22 protein-coding genes are annotated in these 26,836 nt (G+C 69.9%); 14 read left to right on the forward strand and 8 right to left on the reverse strand.

The window, feature by feature from the left end; genetic code table 11:
• Nucleotides 1-32: 32 nt before the first annotated feature.
• The 4 genes from ABD951_RS05210 to ABD951_RS05225 all read right to left on the reverse strand — a co-directional run bounded on the left by ABD951_RS05210 (nt 33) and on the right by ABD951_RS05225 (nt 6,205).
• A complete protein-coding gene (locus tag ABD951_RS05210) occupies nt 33-353 on the reverse strand; it encodes a Rieske (2Fe-2S) protein (RefSeq protein ID WP_345342683.1) in 321 nt (106 codons plus the stop codon).
• The gene (gene nirB, locus ABD951_RS05215; protein WP_345342684.1) at nt 350-2,848 is read right to left on the reverse strand and encodes a nitrite reductase large subunit NirB; all 2,499 of its coding nucleotides are present in this window, start codon (nt 2,846-2,848) and stop codon (nt 350-352) included. The genes ABD951_RS05210 and nirB overlap by 4 nt, the downstream gene beginning before the upstream one ends.
• Before the next feature lie 138 nt (nt 2,849-2,986).
• Complete coding sequence (locus ABD951_RS05220; protein ID WP_345342685.1) at nt 2,987-3,844, reverse strand: haloalkane dehalogenase; 858 nt, start codon at nt 3,842-3,844, stop codon at nt 2,987-2,989.
• A 30-nt stretch (nt 3,845-3,874) separates the two neighbouring features.
• Nucleotides 3,875-6,205, reverse strand: a complete 2,331-nt coding sequence (locus ABD951_RS05225) for an amino acid permease (protein ID WP_425569781.1) — start codon at nt 6,203-6,205, stop codon at nt 3,875-3,877.
• 210 nt (nt 6,206-6,415) lie between these two features.
• Here ABD951_RS05225 and ABD951_RS05230 point away from each other — a divergent pair, with 210 nt between their 5' ends.
• Genes ABD951_RS05230 through ABD951_RS05240 form a run of 3 tightly spaced genes read left to right on the forward strand, consistent with a single transcriptional unit; the run spans nt 6,416 to nt 8,317 of the window.
• Nucleotides 6,416-6,802: an ArsR/SmtB family transcription factor gene (locus tag ABD951_RS05230; RefSeq protein ID WP_345342687.1), complete on the forward strand. Its 387-nt coding sequence runs from the start codon at nt 6,416-6,418 to the stop codon at nt 6,800-6,802.
• Nucleotides 6,799-7,902, forward strand: coding sequence for an ACR3 family arsenite efflux transporter (gene arsB, locus ABD951_RS05235; RefSeq protein WP_345342688.1), 1,104 nt, complete (start codon nt 6,799-6,801; stop codon nt 7,900-7,902). The genes ABD951_RS05230 and arsB overlap by 4 nt, the downstream gene beginning before the upstream one ends.
• Nucleotides 7,903-7,906: 4 nt before the next feature.
• Nucleotides 7,907-8,317, forward strand: a complete 411-nt coding sequence (locus tag ABD951_RS05240; RefSeq protein ID WP_345342689.1) for an arsenate reductase ArsC — start codon at nt 7,907-7,909, stop codon at nt 8,315-8,317.
• 49 nt (nt 8,318-8,366) lie between these two features.
• Here ABD951_RS05240 and ABD951_RS05245 read toward each other — a convergent pair whose 3' ends face one another.
• Nucleotides 8,367-8,852: an ArsI/CadI family heavy metal resistance metalloenzyme gene (locus ABD951_RS05245; RefSeq protein ID WP_345342690.1), complete on the reverse strand. Its 486-nt coding sequence runs from the start codon at nt 8,850-8,852 to the stop codon at nt 8,367-8,369.
• A 93-nt stretch (nt 8,853-8,945) separates the two neighbouring features.
• On the opposite strand from ABD951_RS05245, the gene ABD951_RS05250 reads away from it, so the two are divergent.
• Entirely contained in the window at nt 8,946-9,305 is a 360-nt protein-coding gene (locus ABD951_RS05250; RefSeq protein WP_345342691.1) for an Rv2640c family ArsR-like transcriptional regulator, read from the forward strand.
• A 175-nt stretch (nt 9,306-9,480) separates the two neighbouring features.
• Here ABD951_RS05250 and ABD951_RS05255 read toward each other — a convergent pair whose 3' ends face one another.
• Together ABD951_RS05255 and ABD951_RS05260 are read right to left on the reverse strand one after the other, a co-directional pair.
• Entirely contained in the window at nt 9,481-10,617 is a 1,137-nt protein-coding gene (locus tag ABD951_RS05255; protein ID WP_345342692.1) for an MFS transporter, read from the reverse strand.
• A 4-nt stretch (nt 10,618-10,621) separates the two neighbouring features.
• Nucleotides 10,622-11,533 carry a PAC2 family protein gene (locus tag ABD951_RS05260; protein WP_425569782.1) on the reverse strand — a complete coding sequence of 304 codons (912 nt, stop codon included), beginning with the start codon at nt 11,531-11,533 and terminating at the stop codon, nt 10,622-10,624.
• Nucleotides 11,534-11,584: 51 nt separating this feature from the next.
• On the opposite strand from ABD951_RS05260, the gene metH reads away from it, so the two are divergent.
• From metH to ABD951_RS05280, 4 genes are read left to right on the forward strand one after another with little or no spacing between them, the layout of a single operon-like run.
• On the forward strand, nt 11,585-15,154 hold the full coding sequence (gene metH, locus ABD951_RS05265; RefSeq protein ID WP_345342693.1) for a methionine synthase: 3,570 nt from the start codon (nt 11,585-11,587) through the stop codon (nt 15,152-15,154).
• Nucleotides 15,147-15,821, forward strand: coding sequence for an HAD family hydrolase (locus tag ABD951_RS05270; RefSeq protein ID WP_345342694.1), 675 nt, complete (start codon nt 15,147-15,149; stop codon nt 15,819-15,821). Before metH ends, ABD951_RS05270 begins: the two co-directional genes overlap by 8 nt.
• Entirely contained in the window at nt 15,822-16,673 is an 852-nt protein-coding gene (gene trhO / locus ABD951_RS05275) for an oxygen-dependent tRNA uridine(34) hydroxylase TrhO (protein ID WP_345342695.1), read from the forward strand. It abuts the gene before it with no gap.
• 6 nt (nt 16,674-16,679) lie between these two features.
• Nucleotides 16,680-17,594 carry a pseudouridine synthase gene (locus tag ABD951_RS05280; RefSeq protein ID WP_345342696.1) on the forward strand — a complete coding sequence of 305 codons (915 nt, stop codon included), beginning with the start codon at nt 16,680-16,682 and terminating at the stop codon, nt 17,592-17,594.
• A gap of 75 nt (nt 17,595-17,669) precedes the next feature.
• Here ABD951_RS05280 and ABD951_RS05285 read toward each other — a convergent pair whose 3' ends face one another.
• The gene (locus ABD951_RS05285; protein ID WP_345342697.1) at nt 17,670-18,842 is read right to left on the reverse strand and encodes an adenine nucleotide alpha hydrolase family protein; all 1,173 of its coding nucleotides are present in this window, start codon (nt 18,840-18,842) and stop codon (nt 17,670-17,672) included.
• A 227-nt stretch (nt 18,843-19,069) separates the two neighbouring features.
• Between ABD951_RS05285 and ABD951_RS05290 the strand changes: the two genes are divergently transcribed.
• From ABD951_RS05290 to ABD951_RS05315, 6 genes are all read left to right on the forward strand, one after another.
• Nucleotides 19,070-20,536 (forward strand): wax ester/triacylglycerol synthase domain-containing protein, encoded by a 1,467-nt coding sequence (locus tag ABD951_RS05290; RefSeq protein ID WP_345342698.1) that lies wholly within the window; start codon nt 19,070-19,072, stop codon nt 20,534-20,536.
• Between the two features lie 63 nt (nt 20,537-20,599).
• Complete coding sequence (locus ABD951_RS05295) at nt 20,600-21,763, forward strand: adenine nucleotide alpha hydrolase family protein (RefSeq protein ID WP_345342699.1); 1,164 nt, start codon at nt 20,600-20,602, stop codon at nt 21,761-21,763.
• 72 nt (nt 21,764-21,835) lie between these two features.
• Nucleotides 21,836-23,308, forward strand: coding sequence for an ABC transporter substrate-binding protein (locus tag ABD951_RS05300; RefSeq protein ID WP_345342700.1), 1,473 nt, complete (start codon nt 21,836-21,838; stop codon nt 23,306-23,308).
• Between the two features lie 5 nt (nt 23,309-23,313).
• The gene (locus tag ABD951_RS05305; protein WP_345342701.1) at nt 23,314-24,261 is read left to right on the forward strand and encodes an ABC transporter permease; all 948 of its coding nucleotides are present in this window, start codon (nt 23,314-23,316) and stop codon (nt 24,259-24,261) included.
• Between the two features lie 64 nt (nt 24,262-24,325).
• Nucleotides 24,326-25,168 carry an ABC transporter permease gene (locus ABD951_RS05310; protein WP_345342702.1) on the forward strand — a complete coding sequence of 281 codons (843 nt, stop codon included), beginning with the start codon at nt 24,326-24,328 and terminating at the stop codon, nt 25,166-25,168.
• A gap of 8 nt (nt 25,169-25,176) precedes the next feature.
• On the forward strand, nt 25,177-26,805 hold the full coding sequence (locus tag ABD951_RS05315) for a dipeptide ABC transporter ATP-binding protein (RefSeq protein ID WP_345342769.1): 1,629 nt from the start codon (nt 25,177-25,179) through the stop codon (nt 26,803-26,805).
• The last annotated feature ends 31 nt before the right edge of the window (nt 26,806-26,836 follow it).

Below are 26,836 nucleotides of genomic sequence, written 5' to 3' on the forward strand. Positions count from 1 at the left end.
AAGGAAAAGTGCGACAACGGGAGTCGGGGGTGTCAGATCCGGACGACCACCGCACCGTCCCGGATCGCTGCCGGGTAGACCCGCACCGGGGCGACGGACTCGGTGGTGCATGTCCCGGTGTCGAACCGGAAGGCGTACTGGTGCAGCGGGCACACCACGGCGGCGCCGTCGATCTGGCCGTCGGCGAGCGGGCCGGCCCGGTGCGGGCACACGGCGTCCGTCGCGCGCACCGTGCCGTCGGGGAGCAGGAACACCGCGATCTGCCTGCCGTCGACGACGTACGTGCGACCCTCGCCGGGCGTCAGGTCGGTGAGGCTTCCGACCGTCACCTGCCCGTCCACCAGCGCGGTCATCGGACCGGGACCTGAGGGAGCGGCAGCAGCGGGAGCGCCGGCGCGAACTGGGCCGGCGACTTCGGGGCGCTGCGTTCGCGCCACGGGTCGCGGTACCCGGCGACCGCGGTCGCCATTCGCTCGTCCAGTCCGGCCACGATGCCCTCCTCGTCTCGAATCAACAACGCCTGCAACCGCTCCAGGCCGACCCTCGGCACCCAGTCGTAGGTGCGTTCGAGCCACTTCGCGTCCTCGCGGTAGTGCTGGATGAACCGGCCCGCCAGTTCGACCACGGCGGCGGCCGAGTCGACGGTGGCGAGCAGGTCGCCCTTGCGGATGTGCGCACCGGCGGCGCCGCCGACGTACACCTCCCAGCGGCCGTCGCCGACCGCGACGACCCCGAGGTCCTTGCACAGTGCCTCCGAGCAGTTGCGGGGGCAGCCGGCGACCGCGAGCTTGAGCTTCGCGGGGGTCTCGAGACCCTGGAACCGCTCCTCGAGCGCGATGCCGAGGCTCGTGGAGTCCCCGAGGCCGAAGCGGCAGAAGTCGCTGCCGACGCAGGTTTTCACGGTCCGCATGCTCTTGCCGTAGGCGTACCCGGACGGCATGTCCAGATCACCCCACACCTTCGGCAGGTCCTCCTTCCTGACGCCGAGCAGGTCGATGCGCTGGCCGCCGGTGACCTTGACCAGCGGCACCGCGTACTTGTCGGCGACGTCCGCGATCCGGCGCAGCTGGTCCGGGGTGGTGACCCCACCCCTCATCTGCGGGACGACCGAGAACGTGCCGTCCCGCTGGATGTTCGCGTGCACCCGGTCGTTGATGAACAACGCGCCACGCTCGTCGACCCAGTCCGGCCCCCAGACCGTCCGCAGCAGCGACGCCAGCGGCATCTTCGCGGTCGCGTCCTCGCGGCCGCCCTCGGCCAGCGCGGCGAACACCTGGGACACCGCGCGCAGGTCCCGCTCGCGGATTGCGGCGATCAGTTCCGCCTTGGTCATCGGGATGCACGGGACGTACCAGTCGGCGGCCGGGTCCGCGGCCAGGTCGCCGCGGGCCGCAGCCGCGACGACGTCGGCGACGAGGGACTTGCACGAGCCGCAGCCCTTGCCCGCGCGGGTCTTCGCGCACACCTCGGTCAGCGTCCGGGCGCCCGCGTGGACGCACGCGACCAGGTCGCCCTTGGTGACGCCGTTGCAGTTGCACACCTGGGTGTCCTCGGGCAGGTCCGCCGCGGATGCGGTCTCGCCGACGCCGGCGAGGTCGAACAGCAGGGAAAGCCGGTCCTCGGGCAGGTCCACCCGGCCCTCGAACACCTGGGTCAGCAGCGGGGCCTTCCCGGTCTCGCCCATCAGCGTCGCACCGATCAGCCTGCCCGCTCGGACGACGACGTTCTTGTAGACGCCGGTGCGGGAGTCGTAGAACTGGACGAACTCGTCCCCGTCCTGCTCCGGCCCCTTGACGCCCATCGCCGCGACGTCGAGTCCGGCCACCTTCAGTTTCGTCGTCGAACTCGAACCGCTGTACGCGGCAGCGGGATTCGCGCCGGTGAGGTGCTCGGCGAGGACCACGGCCTGTTCCCACACCGGCGCGACCAGACCGTAGAGCTCGCCGCGGTGCTGCGCGCACTCGCCGACCGCGTACACCGAACCCTCGTCCTCGCAGCGCATCTGGTCGTCGACGACGATGCCGCGCTCGACGACGAGCCCGCCGGCGCGGGCCAGCTCGGTGTTCGGCCGGATCCCGGCGGTGACCACCACCATGTCCGCAGGCAGGCTGGTGCCGTCGGTGAACGCCACCCCGGTGACGGCGCCACGGTCGTCGCGCAGCACCGCGGTCGTGCGCATTGCGGTGTGCACCCCGACGCCGAGGGCCTCGATCTTCGCCCGCAGCACCTGCCCGCCGCGCTCGTCGAGTTGCTGGTTCATCAGGTGCCCGGGCGAGTGCACGACGTCGACCGTCAGGCCCTGCGTGCGGAGTCCGTACGCGGCCTCGAGGCCGAGCAGGCCGCCGCCGATCACGACGGCGGTGACCCCGTCGCGCGACTGCGCCAACTGCAGCATCCCGTTGGTGTCGGCGATCGTCCGGAACCCGAACACGCCGCGGCCGAGCCGGCCGTCGGGCTCGCGCAGGCCGTCCATGTTCGGGAAGAAGGTGTTCGAGCCGGTCGCGACGACGAGGATGTCGTAGCCGACGACACGCTCGCTCTCGCAGGTGACGGTCTTGGCGAACCGGTCCAGCCGCACGGCCCGGTCCCCGACGTGCAGCGTGACGCCGTTCTCCCGGTACCAGCTCATCGGGTTGAGGATGATGTCCTCGTCGTCCGTCCGCGCCGCGCCGGCGAGGACGTGGGAGAGCATGATCCGGTTGTAGTTGCCGTACGGCTCGTCGCCGATCATCGTGATGTCGAACATGTCCCGGCCGCCGCGGGCGAGGATCTCCTCGACCGTTCGGGCGCCGGCCATGCCGTTGCCGATCACCAGCAGCCGCTTCCTCGCCCCACCTGTCGTCGCCATGCGCCTCAGGGTGCTGCCGACCGGTGACGCGGTGGCTGCAGGGACGTTACGCCCGAATCAGGAAGTACTCACGACGTGACCGGCCCGGATGTCAGGGATCGTTCACACACGAGGCGGGCCGCGGCCTCGCACCGGTTCTCAGCCGAATCGCGCCGCGATGGCGTCCGCGATCGCCTCGGGCGCGTCCTCCTGGATGTAGTGCCCGGCCGTCGGCAGTTCGACCACCACGTGGTCTGGGAAGGCCGACTTCATGCGGGGCAGCATGCCGGGCCTGAACGCCGGGTCCTTCATCCCCCACACGAACAGCGCCGGTTTGGCGCCGAGCCGGGCCGGGACCTCGGCCGCGAGCCGTTCCAGCAGGGGCGTCGCGGCGAGGATCTGCCGCGGCATCTCGGCAACGCCGAGGCGGAGGCCCGGTGCCGGCTGGACCTGCCGGTAGTGGTCCATCACCCGGGGCCCGAGCGGGCGTGCGGCGCCGCGCGGCAGGATCCGCTCGACGAAGAAGTTCTTCTCGACGATCGCGTGCTGCAGCCATCGGCTGGACATCACGCGGCTGAAGGTCTTCATCGTCATGCTGTCCGCCGGCCAGAACCACGTGTTGCCGAGCACGACGCCGCGGACCCGGTCGGCGCGGTCGACGTCGACCGCCATGCTGACGGGCCCACCCCAGTCCTGGCCCATCGAGACGAACCCGTCGAGGTCGAGGTGGTCGACGAGCGCGCCGACCGCACGGGCGTGCTCGGCGATCGTGTAACCGAACCCGGCGGGCCGGTCCGAGAGCCCGAATCCGAGGTAGTCCATGGCGATACATCGGAACCGGTCGCGCAGCAGCGTCACGACGTGGCGGTACAGGAAGCTCCAGGTGGGGTTGCCGTGGCACAGCAGCAGCGGCGTCCCGGCGCCCTCGTCGACGTAGTGCATTCGGCCGGGTCCGGCGTCGAACCAGTGCGACTCGAACGGATACAGCGCCGGGTCCGGAGTGAACTCGATGGTCATCGGACCTCCCCGGGAAGGTGTCCGTCCAGGCTACTGCCGTGCGGGGTCGACGATCTGGTAGCGGGGGTCGACCATGTACGCGGGCCGGTGCCCGGACTGGCGCGCCTTGCCGGTCACCCTCAGGAGCTGCCCGGGGGTGAGATCGGTGCCGTGATTCGCGGTGAACTCGATCCGCAGGGTGCCCGTGCTGTCACCGAGTTCCACCGTCAGGGCGCGCGCACCGCGACGGGTGTTCTCGACGACCTCCTGCACCCGGCCCTCGACGGTCGCGCGTTGTCCGCCGATCAGAGCCCGGATCGCGATGATCGTGGCGGGCGCCTCGGGGTGCTCGTAGGCCTCGATCCGCGAGTCGTCCCGGCCCGCGATCCGGGTCTGGACCTGCTCGACGCGCCGGGTCACACGTTCCTCCCACAGGTCGGGGAACGCCTGCCGGATCTGGGACTGCACGTCGAACGGGACGATGGTGGCCGCGGCGTTCGGGACGCGGCTGATCGCGTGCGCGACGCGGTCCGCGGTGCGGTCGTGCAGGAGCCGGCCGAGGAACGGGGCGTAGCTGCGGCGCGGAAGCAGGACCGTGACGTGGCTGTTCGGGTTTCGTGCCAGCGATTCGAGCACCTCGTGCTGCGCCGCGTGCGGGACCCGGCGGTCGGGGCAGTCGATGATCTTGAGCGGCGTCTCGAGCCCGTAGTGGTCCCACCGGGCCCGGAGCCGCCGGGCGTGGTCCGCGTCGATCATGAAGTGCACCGCGATCAGCTGGTCGGCGCGCAGTCCCCGCCCGTACCGCAGTGCCTCGAGCACCGCCAGGTCCACCGAGCTGACGAGCACGAACACCTGGTGCCGCGCGTAGTTCACGGTGTCGGGACGGTCGGTGCGGAACTCCTCCAGGATCGCGGCCTCGGCGCGGTACTCCCGGTTCAGGCGCATCAGCACCACGACCAGGAGCGGGAACACCACCACGACCAGCCACGCGCCCTCGGTGAACTTCGCGACCGCGAAGATGCCGACGATGATCGTCGACGCCACTCCCGCGGACAGGTTGATCGCGAGCTTGTGGCGCCAGCCGGGCTCGCGGTGGGTCAGGTGGTGCCTGGTCATGCCGAAGCCGGCCATCGCGAACCCGGTGAACACGCCGATCGCGTAGAACGGCACCAGCGCGTTCACCGACGCGCCGGTGACGACCAGCAGCACCACCGACAGGACGGTCAGCACCACGATGCCGTTGGAGAACACGAGCCGGTGCCCACGTTTGGTCAGCTGCCGCGGCAGGAACCGGTCCTCGGCGACGAAATTCGCCAGCGCGGGGAACCCGTTGAAGCTGGTGTTCGCGCCGGTGAACAGGATCAGGGCCGTCGCGATCTGCACCAGTGCGTACGCCGCGGTACCGACCACACCGCCGCCGAACACCGCCCGCGCCACCTCGGACAGCACCGACGGGTACCCGCTCACGTACGGGGTCGCGTGCGTGACGTGCGCCAGGTAGGCCACCCCGGCCAGGAGCGTCGCCAGGATGCACGCGATCACCGTGAGCACCTTGCGCGCGTTGACACCCTCCGGCTTGCGGAAGGAGCCGACCGTGTTCGAGATCGCCTCGACGCCCGTCAACGAGGAACCGCCGTTCGCGAAGGCGCGCAGCAACACCAGCACCGTCGCACCCATCACCAGGCCGTTGCCCTGGTGGACCTGCACGGCGCCCGCGATGTTCTCCGAGTCGTACACCGGCAGCCCCCAGAACACCTCCCGGGCCACACCGACGACGATCATCAGCAGCAGCATCGCGACGAAGAAGTACGTCGGCACTGCGAACGGCCGGCCCGCCTCCCGCAGCCCGCGCAGGTTCGCGTAACACATCGCGACGACGATGCCGACCGTGATCTCGAGGTGGTAGGGGCCCAGTGCGGGCACCGCCGACACCACCGCCACCGTGCCGGCCGCCGTCTGCACCGCGACAGTCACCACGTAGTCGATCAGCAACGCCGCCGCGGCGATCTGGGCCACCCGGGGTCCGAAGTTGTCCCGCGCGACGATGTACGAGCCGCCCGCCCGCGTGTACGCCATCACCACCTGCCGGTACGACGCCGCCACGAGGATCAGGACGAGCAGGATCACCCCGGTGATCGGCAGCAGCAGCGCGAACGCGGCCAGGCCCGCGAACGGCAGCAGCTCGACCAGCACCTCCTCGGAGCCGTATGCGGTCGACGAGATGGAGTCCGCGGCCAGAACGCCGAGTGCCACCGGGTTGGACAGTCGCTCGCTGTGCAGCTGCTCGGTGATCAGAGGGCGGCCGAGGAACAGCCGCTTGAGTGCGTACCCGATCGTTTCGGGCGCACGCGGTCGCGTCACGGCCCCACCCTCCGAGGTCACCACCACGGTCCCTCACTCCGTTGCCGGTGCAGCAGGCAGACTGCCTGTGGCAGAGCGCGATTCATTGCCCCGATGAGCACACTAGGCCGGTCGCGGCGCCCCGGCCGTCAAGATCCCGCAAGGATTCGTCGGGGGGTGGGGCGTGCGCACAGCCGATGTCGTGCGATGCCCGCACCCGCGAGCTGATTCGACAGATGTCAATATAGACGGGTGTCGAAACAACCCGATCGCGACGACGATGTGTGCTGTTCACCCCTGGTGCGGGAACCGCCTGCCGAGAGCCGGGCGGGGGATCTCGCGCGGATGTTCAAGGCGCTCGGGGATCCGGTGCGTCTGCGGCTTCTGTCGCTGGTGGCATCCCACGCCGGTGGAGAGGCGTGCGTGTGCGACATCTCCGGTTCGTTCGACCTGTCGCAGCCGACGATCTCCCACCACCTGAAGGTGCTGCGTGATGCGGGTCTGGTGGACTGCGAACGTCGTGGAACGTGGGTGTACTACTGGGTTGTTCCCTCTGCCCTGCAGCAACTTTCGTCCGTTCTGGTGATCGAAGGCGGCCCGGCGGCAGTGCCTTCGACATGCGCGGAGGTGACGGCATGAGCGGGGTCACCACCACGACCGACCACCCGGCGGTCGTCGGGAAGCTCTCGACCCTCGACCGGTTCCTGCCGGTGTGGATCGGTGTCGCGATGGTCGTCGGCCTGCTGATGGGGCGAATGATCCCGGGGCTCGGTGACGTGCTGTCCGCGGTCGAGATCGACGGCATCTCGCTGCCGATCGCGCTCGGTCTGCTGATCATGATGTACCCGGTGCTGGCGAAGGTCCGCTACGACCGCCTCGACACGGTCACCGGCGACCGCAGGCTCCTGGCCGGGTCGCTGGTGCTGAACTGGATCGTCGGCCCGGCGCTGATGTTCGCGTTGGCGTGGATCTTCCTCGCGGATCTGCCCGAGTACCGGACCGGGCTGATCATCGTGGGTCTGGCCCGGTGCATCGCGATGGTGATCATCTGGAACGACCTCGCCTGCGGTGATCGGGAGGCCGCGGCCGTGCTGGTGGCGATCAACTCGGTGTTCCAGGTGCTGATGTTCGCCGCGCTGGGCTGGTTCTACCTCTCCGTGCTGCCGGGATGGTTGGGGCTCGAGCAGACCACGATCGACACCTCGCCGTGGCAGATCGCGAAGTCGGTGCTGATCTTCCTCGGCATCCCCCTGCTGGCCGGCTTTCTGACCCGCCGCTACGGCGAGAAGGCGAAGGGCCGCACCTGGTACGAGCAGACGTTCCTGCCCCGGATCGGGCCGTGGGCCCTGTACGGGCTGCTGTTCACGATCGTGATCCTGTTCGCACTCCAGGGCGACCGGATCACCTCGAACCCGATCGACGTCGTGCGGATCGCGATCCCGCTGCTCGCGTACTTCGCGATCATGTGGGGCGGCGGATATCTCCTGGGCGCCGTCCTGGGCCTCGGATACGAGCGCACGACCACCCTCGCGTTCACCGCGGCGGGCAACAACTTCGAACTCGCCATCGCCGTCGCGATCGCCACCTATGGCGCCGCCTCGGGTCAGGCTCTCGCCGGGGTGGTCGGCCCGCTGATCGAGGTCCCCGTCCTGGTCGGCCTGGTGTACGTCTCGCTAGCACTGCGTCCGCGCTTCGCCCGCCACGAGCCGCCTGCTGCACCGGCATCGAAGGAGTCCTGAATCAATGGCCACACCGAGCGTGTTGTTCGTCTGCGTCCACAACGCCGGCCGGTCCCAGATGGCCGCGGGGTTCCTCACCGCGCTCGCCGGCGACCGGATCGAGGTCCGCTCCGCAGGAAGCGCACCCGCCGACCAGGTGAACCCGGCCGCGGTCGCGGCGATGGCCGAGGTCGGAATCGACATCTCCGGCGAGAATCCGAAGGTCCTCACCGTCGACGCGGTGCGGGCATCGGACGTGGTGATCACGATGGGCTGCGGTGACACCTGCCCGATCTTCCCCGGTAAGAGCTACCGGGACTGGGTCCTCGACGACCCCGCCGGCCAGGGCGTCGACGCCGTCCGCCCGATTCGCGACGAGATCAGGACCAAGGTCGAAGCCCTGATCGCCGAGCTGACCACGAGTCCTCGTTCCTGACGCGGGTGTGGGGCCGCCCTTCCGGGCGGCCCCACACCCGTGTCGGCGTTCAGCAGCAGGACTTCTCGGCGTCCGCCCCTTCCGTCCCTGTCGGGGCTGCGGTTCCGCAGCACACGCCGCCGGCGACAGCGGTCGCGTCGTCGAGGTGCTGCGGGCTCGACCCGAACGTCTCCGAATCGGCGAGCACGGTGTAGACCTCCCACCTCTCTCCGGCCGGCCCGGTCACCCACACCTTGTCCTGAGTCGCGAAGCAACAGGTGGTGCCGATCTCCTCGTCGGTGAACAGGCCCTCGCCGGTCAGCCGGGCGATCTCCGCGTGCACCTTCTCGCTCGACTCGACCTCCACTCCGAGGTGGTTGATCGTGCCGCCCTTGCCCGGGTTCTCGAACAACACCAGCTTCAGCGGCGGCTCGGCGATGGCGAAGTTCGCATACCCGGGCTCGAGCTTCGCGGGCGCCGTGCCGAACAGCTTCGAGTAGAACGTGACCGCTTCCTGCAGGTCATCGACGTTGAGGGCGAGTTGTGCGCGTGACATGACCATCCACCTTTGCGATATATGTCGAAGTAGTTGCGCTCCAGCGTGCCACCTTTTCGACATAAGTCAAGAAACTTGGGTAGGGTTGACGCCATGCCCAAGGCACTCCCGGTGATCGACGTCTCTGCGCCGATCTGCTGCGCTCCGGTCTCCGCCGGACCGATGACCGACGCCGCCGCCCTCGAGGTCGCCCTGCGGCTCAAGGCGCTCGCCGACCCGGTCCGCATCAAACTGATGTCCATTCTGCTCACCGCCGCCGACGGCGCCGTGTGTACGTGCGACCTCGCCACCGGGGTCGACCTCGCCGAATCCACCGTCAGCCACCATCTCGGCCAACTCCGCAAGGCGGGCATGGTCGAGTCCGAACGTCGCGGCATGAACGTCCACCACCGGGCCCGGGTCGACGCACTCGACGCACTCCGGCTCGTCCTCGATCCGGACTGCTGCCGCTGAACCCTCCGATTGCGGGTCGCGGAACACAGGCGATCTGATGCGCACCGGGGATTCGGGCGAGTACTGATCGAAACCGACACCGGCTCAAAGCGCTTCGATGGAGGTTGGGTGGCAGGCCGTGTCGGTCGGCCGCCCCGGACGCCGCACGGCGTGGTGGTGGCCGGTGTCGGCGTCCTCAGGTGCCGTGTCGCTCCGGCCGCGGCATCAGCAGCGGGGTGGCCACCGCGAGCATCGCGGTGGGCAGCACGAACGCCGCGGTCGGGCTGGCGGCGTACAGGGGAGTCAGGGCGACCGGGGCGAGGGCCGCGCCGGCGAACCGCAGCGCCTGCACCACCGACACGGCGCCGCCCCGGTTCGCGCCCTCCGACGACAGGATCGCCGAATTGACGCCGACGAGCACGAACTGTCCCGCGACACCCGCCAGCGCCCACGCGACCGCGACCGCGCCGACGGTACCGAGGAACCCGGTCGCGGCGACCAGCGCGGCGCCGCCGACCGCGCCGGTGACGACCGCGGCGCGCGGGCCGTAACGGTCGATGGCCGAGCCGACCGGCCGGGCCGCGATCATCCCGGCCAGACCGAACCCGGTCAGCAGCAACCCCCGGCTCCCGGGATCGAGACCGAGCGCGTCCTCGGCGCGGAACGCGACCAGGAAGCTCAATCCGCCGAGTGCACCCCAGCCGAGCAGCGCCACCAACCCGACCCGCAGCACCGTCGGCTGCAGGGCGTCCCGCAACCGCGGCGGCGGGCCCGGCCGCGCGGGTCCCGGCGACGGTGGCAGGCCGATCGCGCCGAGTCCGAGCGCGACGACCGCGATCACCACGAACGCGAGCCGCCAGTTCACCTCCGCCGCGAAGCCTCCGACGAGCGGCGCGCTGGTCTGCCCGGCGGCCTGCAACGCCCCGAACAGGCCCAGCGCCCGGCCCAGACGCGCCTGCGGGGTGACCGCGGCCAGTGCGGCCAGCAGCAGTGGGGTGGTGAAGGCGTTGGCGCAGCCCTGCAGCACCCGGCCGAGCTGGAACACCGTGAACGTCGGTGCCAGGACCGACACCGTCGCCGCCGCGGCGTAGACGCCGTACGCGATCCGCACCGTCCGCAGGCCGCCCCACCGGGCGCCGTACGTGCCCGACACCAGCATCAGCGCCGCGAACGGCAGCAGGTACGCGGTCAGCGACGCCGCCGCCTCCGCGGTGCCGACACCGAGCGAGTCGCCGAGCTCGGGGAGCATCGAGGTGACCACGCCGCCGCCGAACGGGCCCAGGAACCCGCCGGCGTACAGCGCGCCGCGCTGCAGTCGGGAACGTGCAGGCACCGCTCTACAGACCGCCGAAACTGCCGGGACCCCGCCGGCGCAGGTAGCGCTCGAACTCGGCGGCGATCGCGTCGCCGTCGATCTTCGAGATCACCTCGGAGATGTCCACCTCGGCGTCGCCGCGCTCCTCGAGGGATCGGACGTACTCGGAGATCTCCTCGTCCTCGGCGGTCATCTCGGTGACGGACGTCTCCCAGTCCTCGGCCTGGGTGGGCAGCTCGCCCAGGGGAACCTCGACATCGAGCACGTCCTCGACGCGGCGCAGCAACGCGACGGTCGCCTTCGGGTTCGGCGGCTGGGACACGTAGTGCGGGATCGCCGCCCAGAACGAGATGGCCGGGACCCCGGCCTTGACGCACTCGTCCTGCAGGACCCCGGTGATACCGGTCGGCCCCTCGTACCGGGTCTGTTCGAGGTTGAAGTGCTGCGCCGACTCGGTGCTGTAGGCGGTGCCGGTGACCGGCACCGGGCGCGTGTGCGGGGTGTCGGCGAGCAGAGCGCCGAGGATCACGACGGTGGTGACCCCGAGTTCCTCGATGATCTCGATCAGGTCCTCGCAGAAGCTGCGCCAGCGCATGTTGGGTTCGATGCCGCGCAGCAGGAGGACGTCGCGCTCGCTGCCGGGGGGCGAGCACGCGGAGATGCGGGTCGCGGGCCACTGGATCTCGCGGGTGACGCCGTCGACCTGCCGCACCTGCGGACGGTTGACCTGGTAGTCGTAGTAGTCCTCGGAGTCCAGCTCGGCGAGCGGGCGGGCGTCCCAGATCAGTTCGAGATGCTCGACCGCGCCGCTGGCGGCGTCCCCGGCGTCGTTCCAGCCCTCGAACGCGGCCACCAGGATCGGGTCGCGCAGGGTGGGACTCTCGTCGTCGGATTCGTGGCTCTCGGGCACCGCGAAGGGTTCGGTTGGACTCACCTACCCAGCCTACGGCCAGGGTGGTCCGGGTCGCCCACTACTCTGGACGGCATGTCTGCCTCATTCCATTCCGCACTCCTGGATGCGCTCACCGAGCGCGTTGTCATCGGCGACGGTGCCATGGGAACGATGCTGCAGGCCGCGAACCTCACCCTGGACGACTTCCTCGGCCTCGAAGGCTGCAACGAGATCCTCAACGAGACCCGCCCCGACGTGCTGCGCGAGATCCACGCCGCGTACTACGAGGCCGGCGCCGATGCCGTCGAGACCAACACATTCGGCTGCAACCTGTCGAACCTCGCCGACTACGACATCGCGCACCGGATCCGGGACCTGTCCGAGCGCGGCACCCGCATCGCCCGCGAGGTCGCCGACGAGATGGGGCCCGGCCGTGACGGGATGGCCCGGTTCGTGCTCGGATCGATGGGGCCGGGCACCAAGCTCCCGACGCTCGGGCACGCGCCGTTCGCGGTGCTCCGCGACGCGTACACCGACGCCGCGCTCGGCATGATCGACGGCGGCGCGGACGCGATCCTCGTCGAGACCTGTCAGGACCTGCTGCAGGTCAAGGCCGCGGTGATCGGCAGCCAGCACGCGATGGATCGCGCCGGGCGCCGGCTGCCGATCATCACCCACGTCACCGTCGAGACGACCGGAACGATGCTGCTGGGCAGTGAGATCGGGGCGGCGCTCACCGCGCTCGAACCGCTCGGCATCGACATGATCGGGCTGAACTGCGCGACCGGCCCGGACGAGATGAGCGAACACCTGCGGCACCTGTCCAAGCACTCGCGGCTGCCGGTGTCCGTGATGCCGAACGCCGGCCTGCCGGTCCTCGGCGCGAACGGGGCCGAATACCCGCTCACCGCCGAGGAACTGGCGCAGGCGCTGACCGCGTTCGTGAGCGAGTTCGGGCTGTCGATGGTCGGCGGCTGCTGCGGTACGACACCCGAGCACATCGCCCGCGTCGCGGAGGCGGTGCGCCTGGTCGAACGCGGGCTCCGCGCGCCCGAGCCGGAACCGGGCACCTCGTCGCTGTACGCGCCGGTGCCGTTCGAACAGGACGCCAGCTTCCTGGTGATCGGCGAACGCACGAACTCCAACGGCAGCAAGGCGTTCCGCGAAGCGATGATCGCCGAGGACTACCAGAAGTGCCTCGACATCGCGAAGGACCAGACCCGCGACGGCGCCCACATGCTCGACCTGAACGTGGACTACGTCGGCCGCGACGGCGCCGCCGACATGGCCGCGCTGGCAAGCCGTTTCGCGACGGCGTCGACGTTGCCGATCATGATCGACTCGACCGAGCCCGACGTGATCCGGGCCGGTCTCGAACACCTCGGCGGTCGCAGCGCCGTCAACTCCGTGAACTACGAGGACGGCGACGACGAGAACTCGCGGTTCCAGCGGATCATGCGGCTGGTCAAGGAGCACGGCGCCGCGGTGGTCGCGTTGACGATCGACGAGGAGGGCCAGGCCCGCACCGCCGATCACAAGGTGCGGATCGCGGAGCGGCTGATCGCGGACATCACCGGGAACTGGGGACTGTCCGAGCACGACATCATCATCGACGCGCTGACCTTCCCGATCTCCACCGGCCAGGAGGAGGTGCGGCGTGACGGCATCGAAACCATCGAGGCGATCCGGGAACTGAAGAAGCGGCACCCGGACGTGCACTTCACGCTGGGCATCTCGAACATCTCGTTCGGCCTGAACCCGGCCGCGCGGCAGGTGCTGAACTCGGTGTTCCTGCACGAGTGCGTCCAGGCGGGGCTCGACACCGCGATCGTGCACGCCTCGAAGATCCTGCCGATGTCCCGGATCCCCGACGACCAGCGCGAGACCGCCCTCGATCTCGTGTACGACCGCCGCCACGACGGCTACGACCCGCTGCAGAAGCTGATGGAACTGTTCGAGGGTGTCTCGGCGGCGTCGGCCCGCGAGACCCGGGCCCAGGAACTCGCGGCGCTGCCGCTGTTCGAGCGGCTGGAACGGCGCATCGTCGACGGCGAACGCGGCGGCCTCGAAGCGGACCTCGACGAGGCGATGACGACCCGCCCGCCGCTCGAGATCATCAACGACACCCTGCTGTCGGGCATGAAGACGGTCGGTGAGCTGTTCGGCTCCGGGCAGATGCAGCTGCCGTTCGTCCTGCAGTCCGCCGAGGTGATGAAGGCGGCTGTCGCACACCTCGAACCGCACATGGAGGCCACCGACGAGGCAGGCAAGGGCCGGATCGTGCTGGCCACCGTCAAGGGCGACGTCCACGACATCGGCAAGAACCTCGTCGACATCATCCTGTCCAACAACGGCTACGAGGTCGTCAACCTCGGCATCAAACAGCCGATCGCGACGATCCTGGACGCGGCCCTGGACAAGAAGGCCGACGTGATCGGCATGTCCGGTCTGCTCGTGAAGTCGACCGTGGTGATGAAGGAGAACCTCGAGGAACTCAACGCCCGGAACGTCGCCCACCAGTTCCCGGTCCTGCTCGGCGGCGCGGCGCTGACCCGTGCCTACGTCGAGAACGACCTCGCCGAGATCTACGAGGGCGAGGTCAGCTACGCGCGCGACGCGTTCGAGGGCCTGCACCTGATGGACACGATCATGGCCACCAAGCGCGGCGAGGGCCCGGACCCGGACAGCCCGGAGGCCGTCGCGGCGCGGGAGAAGGCCGCCGAACGCAAGGCGCGGCACGAGCGTTCGAAGCGGATCGCGGAGGCACGCAAGGCGGCCGAGACGCCGGTCGACGTGCCGGCGCGGTCCGACGTGGCCGCGGACCTGCCGGTGCCGACACCGCCGTTCTGGGGCACCCGGATCGTCAAGGGCATCGCCCTGGCCGAGTACTCCGGGCTGCTCGACGAGCGTGCGCTGTTCCTGGGGCAGTGGGGACTGCGTGGCCAGCGTGCCGGCGACGGACCCACCTACGAGGAGCTCGTCGAGACCGAGGGCCGGCCGCGACTGCGGTACTGGCTGGACCGCCTCGCCACCGAGGGCATCCTCGCGCACGCGGCCTTGGTGTACGGCTACTTCCCGGCGGTGTCGGAGGGCGACGACGTCGTCGTGCTCGAGTCGCCCGACCCGGACGCACAGGAGCGGTACCGCTTCACCTTCCCGCGCCAGCAACGGGACCGGTTCCTGTGCATCGCGGACTTCCTGCGCTCCCGTGACGACGCCCGCGCGTCCGGCCAGGTGGACGTGCTGCCGTTCCAGCTCGTCACGATGGGCCAGCCGATCGCGGACTTCGCCAACGAGCTGTTCGCGGCGAACAACTACCGCGACTACCTCGAGGTGCACGGCATCGGCGTCCAGCTGACCGAGGCACTCGCCGAGTACTGGCATCGGCGGGTCCGTGAGGAACTGACCATGCCCGGCGGCGACGCGGTCGCGAAGGAGGACCCGGCCGACGTGGAGGAGTTCTTCAAACTCGGATATCGCGGCGCCCGTTACTCGTTCGGCTACGGCGCGTGCCCGGAGCTCGAGGACCGTCGGAAGATGGTCGAACTGCTCGAGCCGGAGCGGATCGGGGTGACCCTGTCCGAGGAACTGCAGCTGCACCCCGAGCAGTCCACCGATGCGTTCGTCCTGACCCACCCGGAGGCGAAGTACTTCAATGTCTGAGCACTTGCTGGCCGTCCTGTGGGACATGGACGGCACGCTGCTCGAGTCGGAGGAGTTGTGGGACAGCGGCGTCCGTGAGCTGTCCGCGCACCTCGGCGGACCGATGTCGGAGGAGACGCGGCAGGCGACGATCGGGGCGTCCAGCCCCGACGCCCTGGCGATCATCTTCGCCTCGCTGGGTCTCGAACAGTCGCCGGAAGCGTTGGCGCACGCCAAGTCCTGGCTGTATGCCCGGATGGCGGAACTGTTCGCGGCGGGCCTGCCGTGGCGCCCGGGGGCGCGGGAGGCGCTGTCGCTGGTCCGCTCCCTCGGTCTCGGTTCGGCGTTGGTCACCAACACCGAGCGCGAGCTGTGCGAGTTCGCGCTCGACACCCTCGGGCGTGAGCACTTCGACCACTCGGTGTGCGGCGACGAGGTCGCCGCGGGCAAGCCGGATCCGGCGCCCTACCTGCGGGCGGCGGAGTTGCTGGGAGTGGACCCGGAGCACTGCCTGGCGGTGGAGGATTCGCCGACCGGTGCCGCGGCCGCGCAGGCGGCGGGCTGCGCGGTGCTGGTGGTGCCGTCCCTGATCGAGGTCCCCTCCGGCCCGCGGCGGACCTTCCGGGACAGCTTGGTCGGGCTCGCCGCCGACGACCTGCGTTCGCTGCACGCGCTCGCGGTGGTCTGAGTGTCGATTCCGAAGATCGTCCTGTTCTACCGGTTCACGCCGCTCGCGGATCCGGAGGCGATCCGCCTGTGGCAGTACACCCTTGCCTCGGCCAACGGCCTGACCGGACGCATCCTGGTGTCGGAGCACGGCATCAACGCGACGGTCGGCGGGGACGTGGCCGCGGTCAAGCGCTACGTCCGCGGCACCCGCGAGTACGCGCCGTTCGCCGACGCCGACATCAAGTGGTCCGACGGCACCGGCGCCGACTTCCCCCGCCTGTCGGTGAAGGTGCGCCCGGAGATCGTCACCTTCGGTGCGCCGGACGAGCTGCACGTCGACGCCGGCGGAGTGGTGGGCGGTGGCGCCCACCTGTCGCCGACCGATCTGCACGACCTCGTCGACCGGCGCGGCGACGAGGTGGTCTTCTTCGACGGCCGTAACGCGTTCGAGGCGGAGATCGGCCGCTTCCGCGGCGCGGTGGTGCCCGACGTGGCGACCACCCGCGACTTCGTGTCCGAACTCGACAGCGGCCGCTACGACCACCTCAAGGCGAAACCCGTCGTCACCTACTGCACCGGTGGCGTGCGGTGCGAGGTGCTCTCGGCGTTGATGCGGCGGCGCGGGTTCGAAGAGGTCTACCAGCTCGACGGGGGGATCGTCCGCTACGGCGAGACCTTCGGAGACGACGGACTGTGGGACGGGTCCCTGTACGTCTTCGACGGTCGCGGGAAGGTCGAGTTCTCCGACCACGCCGCGATTCTCGGCCGGTGTACCGGCTGCGGCGCGCCGACCTCGCGTCACGTCGACCACAACACCGCCGAGGGGCGGGCGCGGACACTGCTCTGCACCGCCTGCGTTCCGGACGCCTGAACGGCGATGGCGCGCCGGCGGACGGCGACCCGTCCACCCCTACCGCTGCGGGACGGACTCGGACCCGACCGGATCCGGGTGCCCGATGACCACCCGGCGACGGCGTTGGGTGTCCACCTGCGCGCGGTCGCGCCCGAGGACGACTGGGATGCCCGGTTCGCCGCCGGTGAGGTCGTCAACCGGACCGGCCGACCGCTCGGGCCCGCGGATGCCTGCCCGCCGGGGCTGCTGGTGTACTTCTACCGGGAACCGCCGGTCGAGGATCCGGTGCCGTTCGAGGTGGACGTGCTCCACCATGCCGACGGGCTGCTCGTCGTCGACAAGCCGCACTTCCTGGCGACGATCCCGCGCGGCAGGCACATCCGGGAATCGGTGGTGGTGCGACTGCGGCGGGAACTGGACGTGCCGGATCTCGTTCCGGTCCACCGCCTGGACCGGATGACGGCGGGGGTGCTCGTCTGCACGACGGACCCGCGGCTGCGCAAGCCGTACCAGCAGCTGTTCGAGCAGCGCCGCGTGGTCAAGGAGTACGAGGCGGTCGCGGGGCACGCGCCGGGCCGGGAGTTCCCCTGCACGGTGCGCAGCCGCATCGCCAAGCGCCACGGTGAGCCGACCGCCCGAGAGGTTCCGGGAGAACCCAACGCGCACACGGAGATCGACCTGATCGAGGTGGCCGGCGAGCATGCCCGCTATCGCCTGCTCCCGACCACCGGACGGACCCACCAACTGCGGCTGCACATGTGGTCACTGGGTGTGCCGGTCGTCGGCGACGACTTCTATCCGACGCTGCGCGACCGCGCGCCCGGCGACTTCACCGACCCGCTGCGCCTGCTGGCGCGCAGCGTGCGGTTCCCCGACCCGGTCACCGGGGAAACGCGCGTGTTCACAAGCCGGAGAACGCTGCCCGTCGGCACGCGGTGACCGGATCGCCGGGTGGTCTCCCGTCCGGCGGGTTCGGCGTTCGGCCCCGCACCGCGCCGACCCGGGCCGGTGTGGTCAGCCGCGACCGGAACCGAGTTGTGCGCGACCCTGCTTCCAGACGAACTTCACGAACTCCGGTGCCAGTGACGCCAACTTGCGTGCATGCAGCAGCTCGTTGGCCAGCCAGGGTCGGTCGATGGCGCGCCGCAGCGCGGCCTCGAGCTCGGGATCCTCGTAGCCCATGACCTTCATGACGTTCAGGTTCTCCTTCGCGGATTCGACACCGCCGGAGTTCATGTACGTGTGGTCGTAGAGATCGAGGTCGACCTCGGCGGGCAGCGTCCTGCACTTGCCCGCGGCGCCGGCGATCTTGATGTTGATCATGGTGCGCAGGCACTTTTCGCACCGGCCGCAGTTGTAGTCGTTGTCCTTGTTGTACCAGCACACGCGGAGGTTGTTCATCGCCGCCTCGTTGTCGGCGAACGCGGCGATCTTCTGAGCGCGCGCGGCCTCGAGCCCGTCGTGCACGATGTCGACCCGGCTCGACGACCAGAGCGGGTCGAGATCCGGGTGCGTCGCATACGGCACCAGTTCACCGGCGACGAAGGACGACGGCAGGTAGACCTTGCGCAGATGCGGCGCCAGCAGCAAGGACACGTGCGCGAGCAGGCTGCCGTGGGAGTGGGCCTCCCAGTCCAGGCCGAACCGGGCGTGGACCTGCCGCAGGTTGGTGCGCACCTCGATCAGCGGCCGGCCGAGGTCTCGGGCGGCCTCTCGCAGCGCGCGGCGGCTCCTCTCGGCCAGGTCCTCGTTGTCGAGCGCGATGTCGAAACCGTGGATGAAGATCAGGTGCGTGATCTCGTCGAGGTGCTTGACCGTCGAGTAGAACGAGTCCACACCCCCGGAGAAGAAGCAGCCGACGCCCCGTCCGTCCGGCGCGGTCTCCGGCTCCGCAGGCGTCGCGTCGACCTCGACCCTCCGCATACGCTGCGGATACCAGGTGTTCAGCACCTTCTGCGCCTGGTCGGCGCCCTCGAGCGCCGTCGCGTCGACGGACCCCGGCAGGGTCACGGAGACGTCGTGGCGCATCGCGACCAGGAGTGCCGGCGCCAGCCAGGGAGTTGCGCTCTGGTCGAGAGGCACACTGGCGGAGGTCTCGACGGTCAGCGACTTTTTGCCGAGGGAAAGCTGCGCGGAGGTCGAATTCTCGTCCCTCGTGTGCGGGGTGACTGTTACCTCGAGAGACACGAAGAAACTCCTTAGGGAAGCTAAGATAGCTACGGGTGTGCTGTAGCAGCTTCTGGATGTTACGCGCCGAGCAGCGAACATGGGGCAAAGAGGCGGTAAAACTTCCCGTCGATCGAATGGGTCGATCCGCGGTGCTACGTTCGGAGCCGTCGCTCCCGTGTCGCCGGCAGCCGTCTGTCCGTGCGTTTCGGAGCGGGCGTGGCGGCAACCGACCCCGAGGAGCCCTGGTGCAGCAACTGGATCCGTTCGACGCGGCCTACATTCACCTCGAGACACCGACCACACCGCCCCAGGTCCTCGCGGTCTACGTCTTCGACAGTGGTGCCGCGGCGGCCGGGTCGCTCACGAGGGAATCCGTGACCGACCGGTTCGTCGCGCGGATCGCCCGGATCCCGGCGCTGCGCCACCGGGTCTGCACCGTCCCGCTGAGTCTCGACCATCCGTACTGGGTGGACGACACATCCTTCGACGCCGCACGGCACCTCCACTTCCACGACTCCCAGGGGGGTGACTGGGCCGCGTTGCGGCGTCGGCTGATCGAGATCGCCGAGTCGCCGATGGACCTGTCCCGGCCGCCGTGGGAGATCCACGTCGTCACGGGGCTCCGCGACGTCGACGGTGCCGCCGAGGCGACCGCGGTCGTGATCCGGCTGCACCACGTCTTCGGGGACGGTCTGGCCAGCGTGGAGATCGCCCGCACGCTGTTCACCGACGAGGTGCAGGACGCGTCGTTCGGTGCGGCCCACGCGGACGTCGGATCGCAGGCCCCGAACGGGACGGACCTGGTGTGGCGGGCCCTGCGGCAGGCGCCCCGGCGGCTGGTCGAGGCGGGGCGCGGGGTGCGGGACACGGTCGCGGCGTCGCGTGAGGCGGGCGATCGCGCCAGACAGGGGGCAATCACGCTTCCGCAACCGACCCGGCCGCGCACCCGCTTCAACCATCGGCCCACGCGTGCGCGAACGTTCGACGCCGCACGTTTCACCGTCGCCGAGGTCAAGGTCGCGCGGGCGATGGTCCCCGGCACGACCGTCAACGACGTTCTGCTGACGACGGTCTCCGCGGCGCTCGGGCGGTACCTGGAGGAGAAGGGTGAGCTGCCGCCGGAATCGCTGGCGGCGTTGGTGCCGATGTCGACCCGGGGCATCCTCGAACGGGGATCGGTGAACCAGTACGACCCGCTGATCGTCGATCTGTACACCACCGAACCGGACCTGCGCCGCCGGCTCGAGCTGATCAGTGCCTCGATCCGGGAGGACAAGCAGCGTGATCTGGACGATGCGGTCCAGCGATCGCGCGGGTTGGTCCGGGTGCTGCCCGCGCCCGGGGTCGCGGTGTTGTCGGTGGTCTCCCGGTACTGGCCCGAGTCCGGTGACCGGGTCTCGCTGTCGAACACGATGGTCACCAACGTCATGCGAGGGCCGGCCGACATGCGGCTGGGCGACGCGCCGGTGGTGAGCAGTTACGGATTGCCCTCGCCCGACGACCACACCGCGCTGTGCCACGGGATCTACTCGATCGGCGACAGCCTGTCGTTGTGCTTCGTGTCCGACCCGCAGATGCTCCCGGATCCCGAGCGGTACAGTGCATTGCTCCGGCAGTCGTTCGACGAACTCGTACGTGCGCTCGGAGAATCGGGGGAGGGATCGGGGGAGGATGCAGTGGTGCCGACTCCCGGTTCGCCCGCACCACGATGATCGACGAGGTCGGACGAACACGCTCGCGACAGAAGTGGTCGCGACCCTAGCCGAGGAGTTGTCATGTCTTCCGTAGTCACCGTGCGCCCGCGTGCCGGGGGGCCCAACGAGGCGGGCGCCGAGGTGTCGTGGGGATCGGAGACCTTCGTCGTGGAGGAATCCGCGAACGTCTCCCTGTACAACTCGGCCACCGCCTGGCTGGCGCCCGGGCTGGCGATCGCGATGGAGCATGCGATGCCGCTGCGCATCGACGGCGAGGTGGACGCGCAGGCGCTGTCGACGACCGGCCCGGCGCAGGACCTTCTCGTGTCCTGGTGGCCGGAGAAGATGACCAGGATCTCGATCGACGCGCCCACCACGACCGAGCCCGCGCGCGACGGTCGCGGTGTGGGTTGCTTCTTCAGTGGCGGCGTGGACTCGTTCTACTCGGTGGTGGCCAACCAGTCCGAGATCACCCACCTCGTGTTCGTCCACGGCTTCGACATCTTCCTGAACAACCAGAAGTACTACGAGCGGACGCTGGCGGATCTGCGTCGGGCAGCCGCCGACCTCGGCAAGGAGCTGATCGAGGTCCGGACCAACATCCGGCACCTGTACGAGGGGTACCGGGGCGGATGGGATCTCGGACACGGCGTTGCCCTCGCACACGTGGCACTGCTGCTGTCCGAGCATCTGCACACGGTGCTGGTCCCGGCCTCCCACGCCGAAAGCAATCTCGAGCCCTACGGCACGCATCCCGAGCTCGATCCGCTCTGGTCGAGCAGCGCGACCAGCGTCGTGTACGACGGGCTCGAGGCGACCCGGGTGATGAAGGCCCAGCTGATCAAGAACAGCGACGCGGCGATGCGGAACCTCCGAGTGTGCTGGTGGAACCGCACCGACCGGAAGAACTGTGGCGAGTGCGAGAAGTGTGTCCGTACCGCGATCAACATGCGGATCGCCGGTGCCGGCGACCGGTGCACGGCACTCCCGGCGATCGATCCGGTCCGGGCGCTGCCCCGGGTCGTCCTGGACGAGGAGAGCGGATTGTTCTTCGTCCGCGAGAACCTGGACGCCATGCGGGCGGCCGGAGTCCACGACCCGGAGCTGGAGGCCGCCCTCGAGCAGGCCCTGCAACGGGGCGCGGTGGACAAGCTCAGGGCCCAGTTCTGGCAGGGGCTCGTGGTGGGGAAGGTGCTGTCGATGTCGTTGCGCGAGAGGCTGGCCGAGCGTCTGCAGCGTGCCTGACGTGACGGTCGACCACGCTCCGAGCGCGCATCCACCGACATGACGGTGCGCGCTCGTGCACCCTTCCGGGCAGTGCTCGTCGCCACCGCGCTCCTCGTCAGCAGCGGGTGCGCGGCCGGCGCGGGCCTGTCCGGAACCAGCGGGCCGGACACCCTGACGGTGGCGTTGACCGCGAAGCCCGACAACCTCGACTTCACCCGCACGGCAGGCGCCGCGATCCCTCAGGCATTGCTCGACAACGTGTACGAGGGCCTGGTCCGGCTCGACGACGCAGGCGCGATCGTCCCGCTCCTCGCGGCCTCCTGGACGATCAGCCCGGACCGCACGGTGTACGAGTTCACGCTGCGGCCCGACGTCGTGTTCAGCAACGGCGCGTCGTTCACCTCCGAGGACGTGAGGTTCAGCATCGAGCGGGTCACGACCGACTGGACGGCGAACGGCCCCGCCGCGATGGCGGTGGTCGACCGGGTCGAGACGCCGCGACCCGACCTCGCGCGGGTGGTGTTGCGCCGGCCCAGCAACGAGTGGCTGTTCGCGATGACCGGCCCGGTCGGTGCGATGTTCAGCCCGACCGGTGTCGCGCAGCTGGCGACCACCGCAATCGGGACCGGTCCGTACACCGTGACGCGGTGGAATCCGGGCTCGGAGCTGCAGCTGGGCGCCAACCCCCGATACTGGGGACCGGCTCCCGCGATGAAGCACGTCCGACTGCGCTACTTCGCGGACGCCACCGCGCAGGCCAACGCGCTGCTCAGCGGCGGTGTCGACGTCATCTACAGCCTCGGCGCCCCACAGTTGCTCGGCCAGTTCGCCGGCAACCCGAGGTATCGGGTCACCGAGGGCACCACGAACGGCGAGGTGGTGCTGTCGATGAACGGTGCCGTCGCCCCGTTCGACGACGTCCGCGTGCGGCGCGCGGTGATGTACGCGGTGGACCGGAAGGCGGTGCGTGACACCGCCTATGCCGGGTACGGCCAGCTGATCGGGTCGATGGTGCCGCCGACCGACCCGTGGTACGAGGACCTGACCGGTGTGTACCCGTACGACCCGGACCGGGCCCGCGCCCTTCTCGCCGAGGCCGGAGCGCCGCATCCGGCGGTGCGTTTCGACGTGCCGAACCTGCCGTACGCGACGGCGGCCGCTCAGGTCGTCGCGTCCCAGCTGCAGCAGGTCGGGTTCGCGGTGCAGATCAACCCGGTCGAGTTCCCGGCGGTGTGGCTGGATCGGGTGTTCACCCGGCACGATTACCAGATGTCGGTGATCCAGCACGTCGAGCCGCACGACATCGTCACCTTCGGCAACCCGAAGTTCTACTGGGGCTACGACAATCCGGCGGTGACCGCACTGCTCGCCGAGGCGGACGCCGCCGACGACGCCGGCTGTGTCACTCGGATGCGCGAGGTGGCCCGCACCATCACCGACGACGCCGCCGCAGACTGGTTGTTCCTGTTCCCGCTTCTGGTGGTGGCGGATTCAGACCTGACCGGCCTGCCGCGCAACGCGACCAGTCTCGCGCTGGACGTGTCCCGGGTGCGCCGGGGGTAGCGGCGATGATGGTGGCGATCGCCCGCCGGCTGGGCATCTTCGCGTTGACCGTGACCCTCGCGTCGGTGCTGGTGTTCGCGATGCTCTCGATCCTGCCCGGCGATCCGGCGCGGATCGCGTTGGGAGTGCAGGCATCCGAGGCCGATGTCGCCCGGGAGCGGGTCGCGATGGGTCTGGACGCGTCTCCGCTGCAGCGGTACTCGACCTGGGTGTGGGCGATGCTGCGCGGCGACATGGGGAACTCCTACCTGACCCGGCAGCCCGTCGGCCCGGAGATCCTCGACCGCCTGCAGGTGACGTTGTGGCTCGTCGGTGCCGGCATGGTCGTCGCGCTCGTCGTCGCCCTGCCCCTCGGCGTCGCGGCCGCAATGCGTGCAGGCAAACCCGACGCACTGCTGATCGGCGGTGTCAGCCAGATCGGCATCGCCATTCCCGCGTTCCTCGCCGGTGTGCTGCTCGCGACCGTGTTCGCGGTCGGGCTGGGGTGGCTCCCGTCCAGCGGCTGGCAGGCGCCGATCGAGGGCGTCGGCGGGTTCCTGTCCTACCTGACGCTGCCTGCGCTGGCACTCGGTCTGGTGCAGGGGTCGGTGCTCACCCGCTATGTGCGGTCCGCGGTGCTCGACGAGCTGGGGGAGGACTACCTGCGCACGGCCCGCGCGAAGGGCCTGACCCGAACCCGGGCACTGCTGCGGCACGGCCTGCGCAACGCCGCGGTTCCGGTGGTCACCGTGGTCGGCGTGCAACTGAGCACCCTGCTCATCGGTGCGGTCGTGATCGAGCGGGTGTTCGTGGTACCCGGCCTCGGCAGCCTGCTGCTCGACAAGGTCGGTCAACGCGACATGGCCGAGGTGCAGTCGATCGTGATGGTGCTCGTGCTGATGGTGCTGGTGCTCAACCTGGTGGTCGACCTGGCGTACACGGTGATCGATCCACGATTGCGGAGCAATGGATGACACGTGTTGCGGAGCAATGGATGACACGTGTTGCGGAGCAATGGATGACACGTGTTGCGGAGCAATGGACGACTCGATTGCGGAGCGTGCGGTGACACGGCGGCTACCGGGGACGCTCGTCGTGGGCGGACTGCTCGTCGCGCTGGTCGTGGCCGCCGCGGTGCTGTCGCTCGTGTGGACGCCGTTCGATCCGACGGTCGTGGATCCGTCGGCGCGATTGCAGTCGCCGAGCGCCGCACATTGGCTCGGCACCGACGACTTCGGCCGCGACATCGCCAGCATCCTGCTGGTCGGTGCCCGAACCACGCTGCTCGTCGGTGTCGTCGCGGTGGGGGTCGCGGCCGTCCTGGGGATCCCGGTCGGGGTGAGCGCCGGAATGCGGCCGGGTGTGCCGGACGAAATCCTGATGCGCGGCAACGACGTGCTGCTGGCGTTTCCCGCGTTGCTGTTGGCGATCGTGTTCGCCGCGATCTGGGGCGGGTCGACCGTCACGGCGATGGTGGCGCTGGGTATCGGGGCGGCGCCGGCGTTCGCGCGGGTCGCCCGAGCGGGTACCCGCCGGGTGATGGCACAGGACTACGTTCTCGCCGCCCGGGCCTGCGGACGCGGCTCCGCGTCGATCGCGGGTCGCCATGTGCTGCCGAACATTTCGAGTTCGCTGATCGTGCAGGGATCGGTGACGTTCGCGATCGCGGTCCTCGCCGAGGCGGCGCTGTCGTACCTGGGCTTCGGGACCCCGCCGCCGACTCCGTCCTGGGGGCGGATGCTGCAGGAGACGCAGCCGTACCTGTATCTGCAGCCGATGGTGATGCTGTGGCCGGGGCTGGCGATCGCGGTGACCGTGCTCGGGTTCAACCTCCTCGGCGACGGGCTCCGGGACCGACTCGACCCGAGGCTGGTCCGGTGAGCGCGCCAATGCTGGAGGTGTCCGGACTCGGGGTGCGGGCAGGTGATCGGACCCTGCTGGCCGATGTCGGATTCCACCTGGAACCGGGGGAGCGGCTCGGCCTGATCGGCGAGTCCGGGTCAGGTAAATCGCTGACCGCATTGAACCTGATGGGACTGTTGCCGGACCAGCTCACCGCGACCGGGTCGGTGCGACTCGACGGCGTCGACGGCAACCTGCTCGACCTGTCCGAGCGGGCGTGGACACGGCTGCGCGGCGACGACGTGTCGATGGTGTTCCAGGAACCGATGAGCGCACTGAACCCGCTGATGCGCGTCGGCAACCAGGTCGGCGAGGTGCTGGCCTTGCACCGCGACCTCGGACGGCGGGAACGGCGGTCGGTGGTACTCGATCTGCTGACGGCGGTGAATCTGCCCGACCCGCAACGGATCGCGCGCTCGTATCCGCACGAGTTGTCCGGCGGACAGCGGCAGCGGGTCCTGATCGCGATCGCGATGGCCAACCGTCCGAGGCTGCTGATCTGCGACGAACCGTCCACCGCGCTGGACGTCACGGTGCAGGCGCAGATCCTCGATCTGATCGACGGCACGGTCCGCGAGCACGGCACCGCCCTGCTGCTGATCACCCACGACCTCGCGGTCGTGTCGCAGCTGTGCGACCGGGCGTTGGTGATGCGCGGCGGCGAGATCGTGGAGGCCGGCCCGATCGGAAAGGTGCTCGGCGACCCCGAACACCCGTACACACGGTCGTTGCTCGACGCATCCCGGCTCGGCCACGGCCGGTCGGCCGACACCGCGCATGCCTCCGGTGCGCCGGTCGTGTTCAACGAGCAGCCGGTGTCCGAGGGCGGACCCGCGCCGCTGATCGCGGTACGGGGCCTGTCGCGCACCTACCGTGGTTCCCGCGAGTCGCTGCGTCGTCGGCGGCAGCCGGTGCCTGCCCTGAGTGGTGTGTCGTTCGACATCGCTGCCGGTCAGCGGTTCGGGATCGTCGGCGAGTCGGGGTCGGGGAAATCGACGCTGATCCGGCTGTTGTGTGCCCTCGACGCCCCGAGCACCGGCTCGATCCGGGTCGCGGGCCAGGAGATCGTCGGCGCCCGGCCTCGGGACCTCGCCGACCTGCGTCGCGACGTCTCGATCGTCTTCCAGGACCCGATGGGCTCACTGGACCCACGGATGCGGGTGCGCGACATCGTCGCCGAGCCGCTCACCGACCGGACCGACGCCGACGACCTCGTGAGCCGGATGCTCGTCGAGGTCGGACTCGACCCCGACTCGGCGCAGCGGTACCCGCACCAGTTCTCCGGTGGTCAGCGGCAGCGGATCTCGATAGCCCGCGCGCTGGTCACGAGGCCGCGGTTTCTGGTCGCCGACGAACCGGTCAGCGCACTCGACGTCTCGGTCCGCGCCCAGGTCCTCGACCTGTTGGCGCGGCTGGTCGCCGACCACGACCTGACACTGTTGCTGGTCTCCCACGACCTGGCCGTGATCCGGCACGTCTGCGACGTGGTCGCAGTGATGCAGGCGGGCCGGATCGTCGAGTGCGGGCCCACCGAGCAGGTGTACGAGCGTCCGCTCGAGCCGTACACCCGCACCCTGATCGCCAGCGCACCGACCCTCGCCGCGCGGGACGGTTGAGTGCGCCGATGGCGACGGGACACGGCGCGAC

The sequence above is a fragment of the Rhodococcus olei genome, assembly GCF_039540555.1.
GTDB classification, from domain to species: Bacteria; Actinomycetota; Actinomycetes; order Mycobacteriales; family Mycobacteriaceae; genus Rhodococcus_G; species Rhodococcus_G olei.

Coding starts and splice junctions, on each gene's coding strand:
- ABD951_RS05270 (WP_345342694.1), top strand. CDS start 15,147: ATGTCTGAGCACTTGCTGGCCGTCCTGTGGGACATGGACGGCACGCTG.
- ABD951_RS05250 (WP_345342691.1), top strand. CDS start 8,946: ATGCCCAAGGCACTCCCGGTGATCGACGTCTCTGCGCCGATCTGCTGC.
- ABD951_RS05305 (WP_345342701.1), top strand. CDS start 23,314: ATGATGGTGGCGATCGCCCGCCGGCTGGGCATCTTCGCGTTGACCGTG.
- ABD951_RS05310 (WP_345342702.1), top strand. CDS start 24,326: ATGGACGACTCGATTGCGGAGCGTGCGGTGACACGGCGGCTACCGGGG.
- arsB (WP_345342688.1), top strand. CDS start 6,799: ATGAGCGGGGTCACCACCACGACCGACCACCCGGCGGTCGTCGGGAAG.
- nirB (WP_345342684.1), bottom strand. CDS start 2,848: ATGGCGACGACAGGTGGGGCGAGGAAGCGGCTGCTGGTGATCGGCAAC.
- metH (WP_345342693.1), top strand. CDS start 11,585: ATGTCTGCCTCATTCCATTCCGCACTCCTGGATGCGCTCACCGAGCGC.
- ABD951_RS05295 (WP_345342699.1), top strand. CDS start 20,600: ATGTCTTCCGTAGTCACCGTGCGCCCGCGTGCCGGGGGGCCCAACGAG.
- ABD951_RS05315 (WP_345342769.1), top strand. CDS start 25,177: ATGCTGGAGGTGTCCGGACTCGGGGTGCGGGCAGGTGATCGGACCCTG.
- ABD951_RS05245 (WP_345342690.1), bottom strand. CDS start 8,852: ATGTCACGCGCACAACTCGCCCTCAACGTCGATGACCTGCAGGAAGCG.
- ABD951_RS05280 (WP_345342696.1), top strand. CDS start 16,680: ATGGCGCGCCGGCGGACGGCGACCCGTCCACCCCTACCGCTGCGGGAC.
- ABD951_RS05240 (WP_345342689.1), top strand. CDS start 7,907: ATGGCCACACCGAGCGTGTTGTTCGTCTGCGTCCACAACGCCGGCCGG.
- ABD951_RS05210 (WP_345342683.1), bottom strand. CDS start 353: ATGACCGCGCTGGTGGACGGGCAGGTGACGGTCGGAAGCCTCACCGAC.
- ABD951_RS05220 (WP_345342685.1), bottom strand. CDS start 3,844: ATGACCATCGAGTTCACTCCGGACCCGGCGCTGTATCCGTTCGAGTCG.